This window comes from Rhodococcus sp. NPDC056506 (assembly GCF_042794945.1).
Lineage (GTDB): Bacteria > Actinomycetota > Actinomycetes > Mycobacteriales > Mycobacteriaceae > Rhodococcus_F.
In genome coordinates, this window is record NZ_JBHTSW010000002.1 from 168,212 (window position 1) to 182,382 (window position 14,171).

General features: G+C 62.0%; 13 protein-coding genes. 7 read left to right on the top strand and 6 right to left on the bottom strand.

Features of this window, described 5'->3' with window-relative positions; all coding sequences use genetic code 11:
* The first annotated feature begins 8 nt into the window (after positions 1–8).
* Both ACFQ6H_RS03010 and ACFQ6H_RS03015 read left to right on the top strand, forming a co-directional pair.
* Positions 9–722: a GAP family protein gene (locus ACFQ6H_RS03010; RefSeq protein WP_378643764.1), complete on the top strand. Its 714-nt coding sequence runs from the start codon at positions 9–11 to the stop codon at positions 720–722.
* Positions 719–2,419 carry a SulP family inorganic anion transporter gene (locus ACFQ6H_RS03015; RefSeq protein WP_378643767.1) on the top strand — a complete coding sequence of 567 codons (1,701 nt, stop codon included), beginning with the start codon at positions 719–721 and terminating at the stop codon, positions 2,417–2,419. The genes ACFQ6H_RS03010 and ACFQ6H_RS03015 overlap by 4 nt, the downstream gene beginning before the upstream one ends.
* Here ACFQ6H_RS03015 and ACFQ6H_RS03020 read toward each other — a convergent pair.
* The 3 genes from ACFQ6H_RS03020 to ACFQ6H_RS03030 all read right to left on the bottom strand — a co-directional run bounded on the left by ACFQ6H_RS03020 (position 2,411) and on the right by ACFQ6H_RS03030 (position 6,772).
* Positions 2,411–3,232: a hypothetical protein gene (locus tag ACFQ6H_RS03020; protein WP_378643770.1), complete on the bottom strand. Its 822-nt coding sequence runs from the start codon at positions 3,230–3,232 to the stop codon at positions 2,411–2,413. The two genes, ACFQ6H_RS03015 and ACFQ6H_RS03020, sit on opposite strands and share 9 nt — an antisense overlap.
* Positions 3,233–3,246: 14 nt before the next feature.
* Positions 3,247–5,946, bottom strand: a complete 2,700-nt coding sequence (locus tag ACFQ6H_RS03025; RefSeq protein WP_378643773.1) for a LuxR C-terminal-related transcriptional regulator — start codon at positions 5,944–5,946, stop codon at positions 3,247–3,249.
* A 187-nt stretch (positions 5,947–6,133) separates the two neighbouring features.
* A complete protein-coding gene (locus ACFQ6H_RS03030; RefSeq protein ID WP_378541745.1) occupies positions 6,134–6,772 on the bottom strand; it encodes a TetR/AcrR family transcriptional regulator in 639 nt (212 codons plus the stop codon).
* A gap of 88 nt (positions 6,773–6,860) precedes the next feature.
* Here ACFQ6H_RS03030 and ACFQ6H_RS03035 point away from each other — a divergent pair, with 88 nt between their 5' ends.
* Genes ACFQ6H_RS03035 through ACFQ6H_RS03050 form a run of 4 tightly spaced genes read left to right on the top strand, consistent with a single transcriptional unit; the run spans position 6,861 to position 10,480 of the window.
* Positions 6,861–7,643 (top strand): SDR family oxidoreductase, encoded by a 783-nt coding sequence (locus tag ACFQ6H_RS03035; protein WP_378643776.1) that lies wholly within the window; start codon positions 6,861–6,863, stop codon positions 7,641–7,643.
* Between the two features lie 49 nt (positions 7,644–7,692).
* Entirely contained in the window at positions 7,693–8,760 is a 1,068-nt protein-coding gene (locus ACFQ6H_RS03040) for a dihydrodipicolinate reductase (protein WP_378643778.1), read from the top strand.
* Complete coding sequence (locus ACFQ6H_RS03045; RefSeq protein WP_378643781.1) at positions 8,757–9,692, top strand: NAD-dependent epimerase/dehydratase family protein; 936 nt, start codon at positions 8,757–8,759, stop codon at positions 9,690–9,692. Before ACFQ6H_RS03040 ends, ACFQ6H_RS03045 begins: the two co-directional genes overlap by 4 nt.
* 38 nt (positions 9,693–9,730) lie before the next feature.
* On the top strand, positions 9,731–10,480 hold the full coding sequence (locus ACFQ6H_RS03050) for an ankyrin repeat domain-containing protein (protein WP_378643783.1): 750 nt from the start codon (positions 9,731–9,733) through the stop codon (positions 10,478–10,480).
* On the opposite strand, the gene ACFQ6H_RS03055 is transcribed toward ACFQ6H_RS03050, so the two are convergent.
* Entirely contained in the window at positions 10,441–11,481 is a 1,041-nt protein-coding gene (locus ACFQ6H_RS03055; protein ID WP_378541756.1) for a helix-turn-helix domain-containing protein, read from the bottom strand. The two genes, ACFQ6H_RS03050 and ACFQ6H_RS03055, sit on opposite strands and share 40 nt — an antisense overlap.
* 99 nt (positions 11,482–11,580) lie before the next feature.
* Here ACFQ6H_RS03055 and ACFQ6H_RS03060 point away from each other — a divergent pair, with 99 nt between their 5' ends.
* A complete protein-coding gene (locus ACFQ6H_RS03060) occupies positions 11,581–12,387 on the top strand; it encodes an alpha/beta fold hydrolase (protein WP_378643786.1) in 807 nt (268 codons plus the stop codon).
* A 30-nt stretch (positions 12,388–12,417) separates the two neighbouring features.
* Here ACFQ6H_RS03060 and ACFQ6H_RS03065 read toward each other — a convergent pair whose 3' ends face one another.
* On the bottom strand, positions 12,418–13,608 hold the full coding sequence (locus ACFQ6H_RS03065; protein WP_378643789.1) for a lipid-transfer protein: 1,191 nt from the start codon (positions 13,606–13,608) through the stop codon (positions 12,418–12,420).
* Positions 13,605–14,078 (bottom strand): Zn-ribbon domain-containing OB-fold protein, encoded by a 474-nt coding sequence (locus ACFQ6H_RS03070; RefSeq protein WP_378447555.1) that lies wholly within the window; start codon positions 14,076–14,078, stop codon positions 13,605–13,607. The genes ACFQ6H_RS03065 and ACFQ6H_RS03070 overlap by 4 nt, the downstream gene beginning before the upstream one ends.
* Positions 14,079–14,171 lie beyond the last annotated feature (93 nt).

Genomic DNA, 14,171 nt, shown 5'->3' on the forward strand with positions numbered 1-14,171 from the left:
AGGTAGTTATGGGATCGCTGCTACTGCAACAGATCCCGCTGGCGCTCGGGATCATCATGAGCCCGCTGGCGGTTGTCGCCGTTGTGGCCGTACTCTTTTCCGAACGAGCGCGTGTCAACAGCATTGCGTACCTGATCGGGTGGTATCTCGGAATAGTTGTCGCGCTGGCCGGTTCGTACATCATCTTGACCGCACTGCAAGTTCACCAGCGCACACACCCGCCGCTGTGGGTCCCCCTCCTCCATCTCGTTCTCGGGGCGACGCTGCTGGCGGGAGCTTGGTTCGTCTACTCGCGCAGCCGCCGTGGCGTCCAGGCGATGGCGGCTGCAGTGGCGCCCGGCGACGTCGTGGCTGCGGCACCTCAGCTGCCTAAAATGCTCCAGTCGGTGGAGCATTTCCAACCGGCGCGGTCAGGTGTGCTCGGTTTCGCTCTTTTCGTTCTCAACCCCATCGACATGTCGTGTGCCATCGCCGCCGCCATGAACTTTCGGCTCAGCACCGTGGCGCCCACGTCGCAGATCGTCTCGGCCGTGATCTTCTCGCTGGTGTCCGTGACCTCGGTTGCGGTGCCCGTCGCGCTCCTACTGGTCAAGAAGGAGGAGGCAACCGAACCGTTGCAGAAGATCCGCACCTGGATAGCCACCAACACGCACTTGCTGAACGTCGGGCTCCTCGTCCTGATCGCGGCGATGCAGATCAGTAAAGGGGTGCAAGGACTATGAGTGCTCCGCACACGCGGACCTGGTGGGTCTTCGGGTCGTTGTCCGACTACCAACGCGCTTGGCTTCGCCCCGACATCATTGCGGGCCTTACGGTGTGGGCTGTCCTTGTCCCGGAAGCGCTCGCCTACGCCACCATAGCCGGAGTTCCACCGGTGGTCGGACTTTATGCTGCGGTGCCGTCGCTGATTCTGTATGCAGCGGCTGGCAGTTCGCGCCATCTGATCGTCGGGCCGATGTCGGCGACCGCAGCCCTGTCCGCGACGATGATCGCGCCACTGGCCTCGGGTGACGACGAGCGTTTCATTGCGTTGTCGGTCGGGTTGGCGATCGTCACCGGGCTCGTCGGGCTGCTGGCGGGATTCATGCGTCTCGGATTCATCGCCTCCTTCATCTCCGAACCGGTTCTGAAGGGATTCATCGTCGGTCTGGCGCTCACGATCATCATCGGTCAGGTGCCCAAACTTCTGGGCGTGGACAAGGGTGAGGGAAACTTCTTCGTCCAGGCGTGGACAGTGGTGAAGGAACTGGGCGAGGTCGACGGACCGACCGTGATCATCGGATTGCTCAGCCTGGCAATGGTCCTGGGCGTCAAGAGATGGCTTCCGCTTGTGCCGGGTTCGCTCCTCGTCGTACTGCTGGGCATTACCGCAGTCGCGTTGTTCGGCCTCGATGATCGTGGCATCGACATCGTCGGGCACATCGACTCGGGCCTGCCGTCGATGGGTCTGCCTAGTGGCGTTGGAGCCGAGGACTACCTCGATCTGGTCGGACCGGCGGTGGGTGTTCTGCTCATCGGATTTGCGGAAGGTCTGGGCGCTGCAAAGACGTACGCGGCCAAGGCCGGTTACACAATCGACGCCAATCGTGAACTGGCTGGACTGGGCGCGGCAAACCTGGGATCGGGCCTCTGCTCGGGAATGGTAGTAAACGGCAGCCTTTCGAAGACTGCTGTCAACGGGGGAGCGGGGGCCAAATCTCAGGTCAGTGGATTGGTGGTCGCTGCACTGACTCTTGTGACGCTGTTGTTCCTGACTGGGTTGTTCGAGAAGTTGCCAGAGGCGACGCTCTCGGCGGTGGTCATCGCAGCAGTGATCGAACTGGTCGATTTCTCTTCTCTCGCAGCGCTGTACCGGGTGTGGACGAAGCGGTTGGGCAGCATCTACGGGCACGCCGCGCGGGCCGATTTCGCCGCAGCGATCGCGGCGATGTTCGGAGTCCTGCTGTTCGACACCTTGCCCGGATTGATCATCGGAATCGCCGTCTCGATGTTGCTGCTCCTGTATCGAGTCTCCAAACCGCATGTGGCCGCTCTGGCCAAGGACGGCACGCGCTGGGTCGACACCAGCAGTCATCCTGATCTGAAGACACTCGACGGCGTCGTAGTGGTCAGGGTTGAAGCGGGGATGTTCTTCGCCAATGCCGACCACGTGCGTGATCAGATCACCGATTTGGTGACTGCCGGCACCACCATGGTCGTCCTCGACGCCGAGACGTCACCGTTCATCGATGTCAGCGCGGCCCAGATGCTGGCTCAGCTTCGAGATTCGTTGGCTCGCAAGAATGTGAGTTTCCGTGTGGCACGCGACATCGGACAATTCCGCGACGTTCTGTCCGGCGCTGACCAGGGCGCGCTGAAGGTCGACGTCTACCCGACTGTCTCGCAAGCGCTTGCAGGTCGGGACAACACCTCAGCGTGAGGTTCGCAGCCAGATTCCCAGCGGACCGGAATCTTTGGCCACTGATCCGACGATCGACGACGCGACAACCACGATGGCCGAGAAGATGAACAGCCAGCCGATGACGGTGAACATCACGCCCAGGAGACCGAACTCGTCCTGAGACGTCTTGGTCATCCGCGGCAGAAAAAGAGTGCCGGCCACGTGCAGGCCGGTCAGACCCGTCGCGGTGAGCAGTCCGGACCCGACGCACATGCGAGTGGTCATGCGATTGGCCGTCAGTAGCATGGGCACGGCGGTCCAGACGAGTGCCCACACCCCATAGACCGCAAAAAATTCCAAGAGATTGCCCACTCCCGGAACGCTGTTCAGTTCTCGGCACAGGGCCGCGCCGACCACCGACCCGGCCACGACGAAGACGACAGCGATCCATCGCCACGCCTGACGAAGCGTCGCGGTCGGCACGCTCCAGATACGTCCGTACATGCGGCCGAGAGCGCGCGCGTAGGACGTGGAACTGATCAGCAGCATGAGCAAGCCGACGATCCCGAAAGCCGCAGCAGTGGAGGTACTGGTGATTTCGGCGTTGGGGAGTTGGACGCCGAGGTCATCCTTTGCGGCATCGGCCAACGGCTTCAGCTGCTCCAGGGTGGACGCCGCGATCATGACCGGCAGCAAGGAAGTGAAGGCCTGGGCTGCCAACGTCATGGCGCTGTCCACGAGTCCGACTTCGAAGACCCCGATGGTTGCATCGGTCGCCAACCGTCGACTCGGTGTGCCTCTCGCCCAGACGGTCAGTCGATCGCGCGTATCGGAATACAGCTTCGGGGGCATGGAGGCAGTCTTGCTCAGATGAGTCCGCCGCGTCGCGCAGCCTTGAGTGCGTCGCGTCGGTTGCTCACTTCCAACTTGCGATAGATCCCACGAAGATGCGTCTTGATGGTGTTGACGGACAGGAACAGCGTGTCGGCAATCGACTCGGTGGTGTCTCCCGAAGCGAGTTCACGCAGCACGGTGTATTCGCCCGGGGTGAGGATCGGTGCACTCACCAATTCTTGTGGACGTATGCGGTTGCGTACCTGTTCGGCGAATGTTTCCTGATCACCGAAATGCCCACTGAACTCGTCGAACACCGGCCGCAGGGATGGGCCGTAGTCGAGGAAGGGACGCAGCAAGTTACCGGCTTCCGCGGCGCGTAGCGCTTTGTGAAGGGAACGAAACGACTTGCGCTCGTGACCTGTTGCAGCGTGGATCCCGGCTTCGAGTGTCCAGGCGTAGACGTGATGTGCGAGCAGCGGGATTTCGGAGGACCCGAGAGCTTCGGAAACTTCGGCGAGTGCTTCCGCGAACTTGTTGGACGAGAAGGCGACGGCACCCCGCGCGAGATGTATCTCCGCGGTCTCGCCGAACCGATCGGCCGCATCCCGTACGAGTCGGGCTGCCCATTCCACTTCGCCGACGGAAAGGCACGCGTTGACGACGGGCGGTAGAAGAGCCAAGGTCGCGAACGCGAAGGTACGTAATTCGATCGCGCTGAGCATCGCGTCGCGGACATCGGCGGCGGTCGAGCGTCGGTCGGTCGAGCCGTCGAGACTGTGAAGGCCGAAGGTTACGACGGAGTGCCACCCGAATGCCGGCGTGCTGGCGCCGAGAACGTCTGTGCTCCGGTAGTTTCCGATCGTCGGGATGCGGTACGGAAGCTCACTCGAAGCGCAGAGATATGCAGCAAAGGCGGCCACCGACGCGGACAACTCGTACTCCGCAGTCGTCGTGATGCGATGCTCGACCGCGTAGTCCAGAGCGTAGATGGAGTGAGCCCTCATGGCCCCGATGTCTCCGCTGAGGGAAGCGACATAACCCAGTCCGGTCAGCGACTTCAAGACGAATCGCGCCCTGCCCCGCAGCGTCCCGAGTGCGACGGCTTGAGTGTATTCGACAGTCGCCCTGTCGAACTCACGTCGAAGTAAGTGCGCAGTCGCCAACTCCATGTGTGCGTAGGCTTCGACGTCGGAGTGGGTGCTGTTCTGACGCTGCTCCAGACGTGACGCCAGCGGCTCGCTGTCGGAAGTTACCGTAACGCAGGATATTTCCAGGCTCATTGCCTGAAACAGTGGGTCGTCTGCAATCGGTGGATGAGTTGCTTCGAGAAGATCGAGGCACGTCGTCGCCGAGGTGACGTCACCGGAATGGAGGGCGGCCGCCGCCAGCACCAGCCGGGTGATCGGGGCTTCAGAGACCTGCGTCGACACGGATTCGAGGACTCGCACGACGTCTCCACAGTGCCCGTCGAGTACGAGGCCCAGCCCGCAGCGTTCGAGAAACGCGATAATGCGGCGTGGGTCGCCGATCGACACCTCGAGTTCGAGCGCTTCGAGTTCGAGGTGATTGCTTTCGAACCAGGACGCGGCTCGCAGGTGTGCGCGATTTCTCTCGTCGTGATCGACGCGACGGAACTCTGCCCGAAGATGTTCGCGCAACAGCGGGTGATAACTGAACCACGTTGTGTGATCGGCGGAGTCGGTACGGGTGACAGGGAAGTTGAACTGAATCAGCGAGTCGATCTCGGACCGTGCGTTCGAGTCGGTCAGAGTTTCCGCCAATTGGGCGGAGAAAGAATCGACCACCGATGTCCGCAGCATGAACGAGGTGACATGTTCGGGCAAGGACGTCAGTACCTCGTCGACGAGAAAGTCTGCGATCGGGCGGGGCGTGTGCGTGAACTCGTCGAGCGCATCGCCGATGTCGCTGCGGCCCGCCAGAAACGCTGCGGTGAGGCGAACGACGGCGCCCCACCCCTTGGTGAAGTTCTCGACGATTGCAAGCTCGTCGTCGCGCAGCGTGATGTTGTACTCACCGAATATCGCGGTGATCTCGGAGCGGTCGAAAGCAAGATCGGTGGATGCGAAGCGGGTGAGTCGGCCGTCGAGAGCCAGGCGATGCCACGTGAGCGGTGGTTCGTAGCGGGCGGCGACGATGACCGACAGGTTGCCCGGCGTCTGGGTGAGAATTCGATCGAGCAGACTGATAGACATCGGATCGTGGAGGGTGTGAACGTCGTCGAGGATCAACGTTGTTCGGCGCTCGTGCGTTTCGAGGGTCTCCGCGAAGTGCGCGAGCCATTGCTCGACAGGTGGCCTGGATCCCGTCTGCGCGGGAAGCCTCTGGCCTGACGTGTCGACGGATGTCGCGATCGCCTCGGCGAGGGATTCACACAGTATCGACACGTTGTTGTCGCGCTCGGCCAGTGTCAGCCAGGCCAGCGCAACATCAGGGGAGGCGCGCGAATATTCGCGAGCCCAATCGGCCAGCAGCAAGGTCTTCCCCGCCCCGGCCGGAGCCGAGAGCAGCCCGACGGGCCCGGGTCCCGAGCCTTTGGTGGCTGTGGAGGCGGTGAGCTTGCGATGCAGGCGCGGACGCGGGACCAGTCCTTTGACGGCAGATGGCGGGTGAAAACGACCGTTGAGTACGGCACCTGGCACGTGCGCTTGCCCGACGCGGTGAGACGCGTCGAGCGTTAGTGCAGCGGCATCACGAAATGGGCTGCTCATCCGACTCCTGTTCGACTGGCTGCACTGGACGTGACCGCTGGATCGACATTTTGAACGAGTTAGATGATGTGAAACTACCCAATTCGGACACTTGTTAAGCGTCCAAATCAAAAATTCGGACCAAAGTCCCTGATTTAGCGAGTCCCGATTTCGAACTCCACGAATCGTCCGTTCGGCTCTACCGCGCTCAGGTGATGTCCTGGTCCTTCGGCGTGACGCCATGGAGCAATATGTCCGGCATTCGTTCGACCAGGGGTGCGGATTCGTCCTCGGGCATCAGCATTCTCAGGACCATCGTGCCGCCGACGATGAACAGCATCGTTGCCTGAGCGTCCCGCATCGCGTCGGTATCACCGTCGCCGCGGTTCAGCATCTGCGCGAGCATGGCGATGCCGGGGCCGCCGAACTCCGACCACAATGTCGACGGCAGGTCGCCGCGCTCGGCGAATGCGGAGAGCAGGCCCGGCAATGCGGCCTTCACCTCCGGCTTTGCAAAGAGTTCCAGGGTGTAGTTGCACGAAGCCCGTACCCATTCTTCGGGGTCGGTGGCGTCGGCGACGGGCGGAGGCTCGTCGACCCAACCGAAGACTGCTTCGAAAACCAGGTGGGTCTTGGACGGCCACCGACGGTACAGGGCGGGCTTGCCGACGCCGGCGCGCTCGGAGATCGCCACCATCGTCGTTTTGTCCCAGCCGACCTCGGCCAGCAACTCGCGTGCTGCGGCCAGGGCTGAATCACCGATGGCGGGATCGCGGGGCCTCCCGCGTAGCCGTTCGGTGTCTTCGTCTGGGGTGACGATGTCTGGGGTGACTTCTTCGAAATCCATTGTGAATAGCGTAACGCAGTGTTACGTTTCTCCATATTCGTAACACGGCGTTACGTTATCCCTCGGGTGCCCTGTGGAGGTGCGCGTCATGACTCAATTGCTCGAAGACTCGACCGTGGTTGTTTCCGGTGTCGGAACCGGTTTGGGGCGTGAAATCGCTTTGGCTGCAGTCCGTGACGGGGCCAATGTGGTGCTCGGCGCAAGAACCGAAGAGAATTTGAAGTCCGTCTGCGAGGAGATCGACCCGACCGGCGCTCACGTCGCCTATTCAGTGACGGACATCGCCGATCCGGAGTCGTGCTCGCGCTTGATCGATACTGCCACCGAACGTTTCGGCCGGGTGGATGCGCTGGTCAACGTCGCGGCCAAGGAAGACGTGTTCGGCGGACTCGAAGGCGCTGATCTGAGTGCCTGGAAGGCGATGCTGGACGTCAACGTCATCGGAACTCTCACTTTGACGCAGGCGGCGTTGCCCGAATTGAAGAAGCGCGGCGGCTCTGTCGTCATGATCGGCTCGCAGGCCATGTTTCATCCGCAGTTGCCCCAATCGGCATACGCGACGTCCAAGGGTGCGCTGTACGCAGCGATGTGGTCGCTGGCAAAAGAACTGGGACAGTATCGAATCCGTGTCAACACTGTAGTTCCGACATGGATGTGGGGACCGCCGGTACAGCTCTACGTCGGCCTCGCGGCGGCCGACCGTCGGGTCCCCGAAGAAGACATCATCGCCGAGATCAGCAAGAACATGCCGCTCGGTGAAATCCCGGCAGACGACGACGTAGCGGATGCCGTGGTCTTCTTCGCGTCCAATCGCGCGCGAATGTTGACCGGGCAGACGCTGTTCGTCAACGGCGGCGAGTTCTTCCGCTGATCGTCGATACACCATCTGTTGACTCTGCTCTGGAAAGGACTGTACTGCAATGAAACACAAGGTCATCGTCTGGGGAACGGGCGTCGTGGGGAAGTTGGTCATCCGCGAACTGCTCGATCATCCCGAATTCGAACTGGTCGGCGTGATCGTGCACAACCCGGAGAAGGACGGCGTCGACGTCGGCACACTCATCGGAGTCGAGCCGGTGGGGTTGGCCGCCACGATCGACAGCGAGGCAGCACTCGCCGTCGATGCTGACGCGGTTGCATACTTCGGTCCGACTGCTGAATTCGCCATCGAGAACATCGCGAACATGTCTCGCTCTCTGCTGTCAGGTAAGCATGTGGTGTCGACGTCGATGACGCCGTTGGTCTACCCGCAGGTGTGCCCGAAAGAAATGCTGGAGGACCTCGAAAAGGCTTGTCGTGAAAGCGGAAAGTCGTGCTTCACCACGGGAATCGATCCGGGATTTGCCAACGATCTCTTCCCGTTGACGCTCATGGGCGTCTGTGGCCGGGTGGACAGCGTCCGCGTGCAGGAACTGTTGGACTACGCGAACTATGCAGGCGACTACAGCTCCACGATGGGAATCGGCGTGTCGGTCGATACTCCGGCGGTACTCGAGATTCCCGAGGTGTTGATCTTCGCCTGGGGTCACACCATTCCGATGATCGCCGACGCCGTCGGAGTCAAGTTGGACCGTATCGACACCGTGTACGAGAAGTGGGCCGCCACCGAGCCGATCACGTATCCGTTCGGTGTCATCGAACCCGGTCAATGTGCCGCAGTGCGATTCGAGATCCGCGGTTGGGTGGGTGACGAGGCGAAGATCGTGATCGAGCACGTCAACCGCATCACCAACGATGCCGCAACACACTGGCCCAGAGCAACTTCCGTGGAGAACGACGTCTACCGCGTGATCATCAAAGGCAGTCCGGACATCACGCAGGAGACCGCGTTCCGTGGGGCGCTCGACGGAGATCCGATCACCGGAGGTTGCCTGGCGACGGGAATGCGAGCGATCAACGCCATTCCGATGCTCGACGACATCGACGCCGGGCTCGTTTCAGCGCTGGATCTTCCCCTCATCGCCGGGCGAGGCACCATCCGATCATGAAGGTGCTCTTGACGGGAGCCTTCGGGAACATCGGTTCGCACGTTCTGACGGAACTCGTGCGCAGAGGTCACGACGTTCGTTGTCTTGCGCTGGCAACTCCCGAGGATCGCAAGCGGGCGAACGCCTTTCACGGGATCGAGACGATCTGGGGCGACATTCGTGACTACCAGACCGTCGAGGCCGCGGTGGCAGGGGTAGATGTCGTAGTTCACTTGGCCGCAGTCATTCCGCCTGCCAGTGAACTCGACGTTGCTGGTGCGGCGAAGGTCAATGTCGAGGGAACTCGTAACGTCGTCACGGCAGCGCTGGCGCAGAGCGGTCCACCGAAAGTTCTCTTTGCGTCGACATTCGATGTTCACGGTCGAACGATGGATCGGAAACCGCCTCGTAGAGTGGATGATCCACTCGAGGCGACGGATGGTTACACAGCCCAGAAGATCGAAGCCGAACGCATAGTGCGAGAGTCCGGTCTGACGTGGTTCATCCCGCGGTTCGCCGACGTTCCGATCATCGCCGCACGTGGGGCCGATCCCATCATGTTCGAGATCGGCTTGGACAACAGGATCGAGGTGCTGCACCCAGATGATGCGGCCGTCGCTCTCGCCAACGCACTGGAGACGCCACAGGTGTGGGGCCGGGTGCTGTTTGTCGGTGGTGGTGAGTCCTGTCAGGTGACCTACCGTGACTATCTGGCGAGGATGCTTGGCGCCATGGGGTTGGAACCGTTGCCCGAGACAGCTTTCAGCGGCAACGAATATGTGACGGACTGGGTGGATACCGAAGAGAGTCAGCGGCTGTTGCGGTATCAGAGCCGTAGCTTCGACGACATCACCGCGGACATCGCAGCCACGCTCGGCTGGAAACGGTGGATCATTCCGGCGATCAAACCGGTGGTGAGACGATCGATGTTGAAGATGTCGCCCTATCTGTGATTCTCGGGCCATTCGGCCGGCTGTGGAAGACTGGTTCCATGAAGCGGATGTCGAGAGCTGTCCTCGCAGGCGGAATAATCGCAGCGTCGGTAACCGGAGCCTTGGTGGGTTGCAGTTCTTCCGACACCTCGGTGGCGCCGACCACCGCGTCGTCGTCAGCGACGGCACCGCCTGCAGATGCCAAGCCGCCGTCGTCGCCGGAATCCGAACGGGCACTCTTCGATGCGGTGGACCGCAATGATCCGGCAGCGATCACCGCTGCCCTGGCTTCCGGTGCGAACATCGAAGCCCGCGATCAGGACGATCGGACTCCGCTCGTCGAGGCCACCAAGAACAACGCCGTCGCTGCGGCGTCCACGTTGATTCTCGCTGGTGCAGACGTGAACGCGAAGGATTCCATGCAGGATTCGGCCTTCCTGTATTCCGGAGCCGAGGGATTGAACGAGATTCTGGCGCTCACGCTCGCCCACGGCGCGGACGTCGACAGCGTGAACCGTTACGGCGGTACGGCTCTGATTCCCGCGAGTGAATACGCTCATGTCGAGACCGTCCGGATGCTGATCGCTGCCGGGGTCCCGGTCAATCACGTCAATGATCCGGGGTGGACGGCGCTACTCGAAGCTGTTGTCTACGGCGACGGTTCCGCGCGCTATATCGATGTGATCACTCAGCTCCTCGACGCTGGGGCAGATCCCTCGATCCGGGATGCGTCAGGAAAGACCGCGTTGGACAATGCCGAAAGTCGTGGTCAGTCAGACGTTGTGGCGCTACTTGAATCGCGGAGCTGACGCCAACGAGTCGGGCTGATTCCGTAGGCCAGCCGAAAGCGTCGGCTGAAGTGGCCGGCGTCGACAAAGCCCGCCCGGTGCGCGATGGTCGCGATCGGCAGGTCGGCGGTGGCCGGTCCACGAAGTTCTTCGCGAGCCTTCTGCAGACGCTGGGTGATGATCCATTGCTCGATCCGAAATCCGTTGTCCGAGCAGATCTTGTACAGCTGTCGCAGTGAGATGTTGTGGGCGTGAGCAATTCGTGCGGGATGCAGTGCTGGATCGTGAAGGTGTTCGCGGATGTATCGACGGATCGAAGCCGCGGCGAGTGTCGATCTCGGGGCCGAAGCGTCGGGATTGGAATGCGCGATGGAGGTGACCAACGCGCGCGCGAGTTCGATCGAAGCCTCACCCAGTTGTTCGGCCGCGGGATCGGTGTCCAACAGGTCGGCGCAGCGGAACAATTCGCGAACGTGCGCGATCATCAAGGGGTACAGATTGCTGTGATGAGGCCGGGTCGCTGCGTCGCGGACGGTCTCGATCGGCAATCCCAGACGATCCATCGGAACGTAGAGGCACTGGGAAGCGCCCGCTCCCGACCAGGAGAAATCGTAGGTCGACGTCAGGTCCGTCATCAACAGTTCACCGGCGGGCACTCTGCGTTGTTCGTCGTGTTGGTCGAGATGGCCGATCCCGCTCTCCTGCAGGGCAATCGCAAGGACGGGCATCGATGCGGACCGGACGTGGCGTGGTGTTCGGGCCAACCGCATACCAGTCGACTCGGAGCGGAACAGTGATGCTGCACCGAGGTTCCACACGTTCATTCTTGCGCTCACCCGTTCCGGGGTCTCCAAGTGGATTGCGCACGGAACCGAGGCACGACCCATCGCGTCGACAAAGGCGTCCGTGCGTTGGTCAGGCTCCAGCACGGATGTATCCAGGAGCAAAGCCATGCAGCCCTGATACCCCGCGATGCGGACGCTCAACCAGAAGTTGTGCAGTGTGAGCCCAGAAGTCTGCACGGACAGTCACGTCCGTCGCACCAGGTATTTCTAGGATCGAAACGGGCATGTCCCGGCTTACCGCAGTTTCTCGCTTTTCGACGAGAGTGAAGGAAACGCATGAAGATCTCACGTGTATTCACAGCAGTTCTGGCGTTGCTCATGACAGTTGCGGCCGGACTGATCTTCGGCTCTGGTGCCGCGGTGGCAAGCCCCATGCCAACTGTCGTTCTCGTTCACGGCGCCTTTGCCGACGCGACCAGTTGGGACGGCGTTGCCGCCGACCTCCGTTCGCGTGGCTATCGCGTCGTGGTGCCGGACAATCCTCTACGCGGGCCCGCTTACGACGCATCCGTGATCGAGAAGACGGTTGCGGATATCGACGGGCCTGTCGTGCTCGTCGGCCACTCGTACGGCGGCGCGGTGATCACCAATGTCCACGACCCGAAGGTTCAGTCGTTGGTGTACATCGCGGCGTTTGCTCCGGTTCAGGGTGAGCCGGTGCAGATCACGATCGATCCCATCAGGTTCCCGGGCAGTCAATTGCTGCCTCCGGCGTTGGGATTGAAGATCGTGGACGATCCTCACGCGATCGGCGGCAAGAACGTCGACGGCTACGTCACCGACGAGTATTTCCATTCGGTCTTCGCTCAAGATGTTTCGGACGAAACAGCGGCAACGATGTTGGCGCATCAGAAGTCGATCGCGCTGTGGGCAAATCTGGAACCGGGTGGTGCGCCATCGTGGGCGAACACACCGAGCTGGTATTTGGTCGCCGGTGACGATCGCGTGATTCCGCCGACAGCGCAGCGGTTCATGGCAAATCGCATGGGCGCGAGCACCAGCGAACTCCCGACCTCGCACGCATCGCTGGTTTCACAGCCAGGGGCAGTGGCAGACGTGATCGTGGCGGCAGCTCACGGTTGAGTGAGCGACCGCCACGAAAGCAGAACAGGGTCAGGCGGAAACGATCACCGAGGAGCCGTGGCCGAACAGGCCCTGGTTGGCGGTGATACCGATGCGAGCGCCTTCGACCTGACGGCCTTCGGCCTGTCCACGAAGCTGCCAAGTGAGCTCGCACACCTGCGCAAGTGCCTGTGCGGGAACGGCTTCGCCGAAGCATGCGAGACCGCCGGACGGATTGACCGGGATGCGGCCCCCGATGCTGGTGTCACCCGCACGCAGTAGGTGCTCGGCCTCGCCGCGCTTGCACAGGGCGAGGTCTTCGATCCAGTCCAGTTCCACCGAGGTGGCGAGGTCGTAAACCTCGGCGACGTCGACGTCCTCGGGAGAGATCCCGGCTTCTTCGTATGCGGCGTAGCCGATGGACTCCTTGAACGTGCGCTCCGGAGCGGGGACGGCGGAGCTGGAATCGGTGGAGAAGTTCGGCATGTCCATGATCGTCTGCGGGAACGTCGGCGTGACTGTCGAAATAGCCTTGATTCGAACAGGTTCCGCGATACCCATCTTGCGGGCGTATTCCATCGACGTCAGCAAGATTGCGGCGCCACCGTCAGAAGTTGCGCAGATGTCGAGCAGGTGCAGGGGATTGGACACGACGGGGGAGGCCAACACGTTTTCGACGGTGACTTCCTTGCGGTAGCGCGCATTCGGATTGGCCAGCCCGTGCTTGGCGTTCTTGACCTTCACGTTGGCGAAGTCCTCAGCGGTTGCGCCGTAGAGGTCGATGCGACGACGCGCGTTGAGCGCGAAGTACGCCGGGTTGGTCATGCCCATGAGGCGGAAGCGCAGCCAGTCCGGGTCGTCCCAACGCTCACCGGCAACGGGAGCGAGGAAACCCTTGGGCGTGGTGTCGGCGCCGACGACCAAGGCAACCTCACTGAGGCCGGCCAGGATTCGAGCGCGCGCAGTGTCGAGTGCCTGGGCCCCCGTCGCACACGCGGCGTACGACGTGGCGACGCGAGCGCCGTTCCAGCCGAGTGCCTGGGCGAACGTGGCTCCGGCGACGTATCCGCCGTACCCGTTGCGGACGGTCTCGCCGCCGACGATGAAGTCGACGTCCTGCCAGTCGACACCCGAATCGGCGAGCGCGGCGCGAGCGGCGGCGACGCCGTACTTCACGAACGACTGGCCCCACTTGCCCCAGGGGTGCATGCCCACACCCAGTACTGCGACGTCCTTGCTCATGACTGCGACTCCTGATCGGCGGCGACAGGCTTCCAGCGCCACGTCGTACGAACTCCGGTTTCGTCCGTGTACAGCGGCTCGACAACCAATTCGACGGTATTGCCGACCTTGAGATCGTCGACGCCGTAACCGTCGGCCACCTGGCCGAGGATGACGATGCCCTCAGGCAGCTCGACTGCTGCCAGAGCGAAGGGCTCGTACGGATCCGAGCGCGGGATGTACGGCGGTGGCGGCTGGTACTGCGCGTCGGTGTACGACCAGACGGTGCCGCGGCGGGAAAGTTCCACGTCGTCGAACTCCTCGCTGAAGCAGCTCGGGTTCTTGCAGAACGTCGCCTCACGAGGGAAGGAAATGGTGCCGCAGGATTGGCACTTCGTGCCGATCAGAGCAGGTTCGTCGCCGGTGGTGAACCAACCCTCTACTGCAGGTGTCACACTCCCGTTCGGCGCCGGCGTTGCAGTCTCGCTCATGCAATCCTCATCTGGTTGGCGCGCCTGATCCTGAGATCGTGGCCCGCTGTGCCGCTTACTGGAACAGGTTGCAGTATTACACGATTTCCGCCG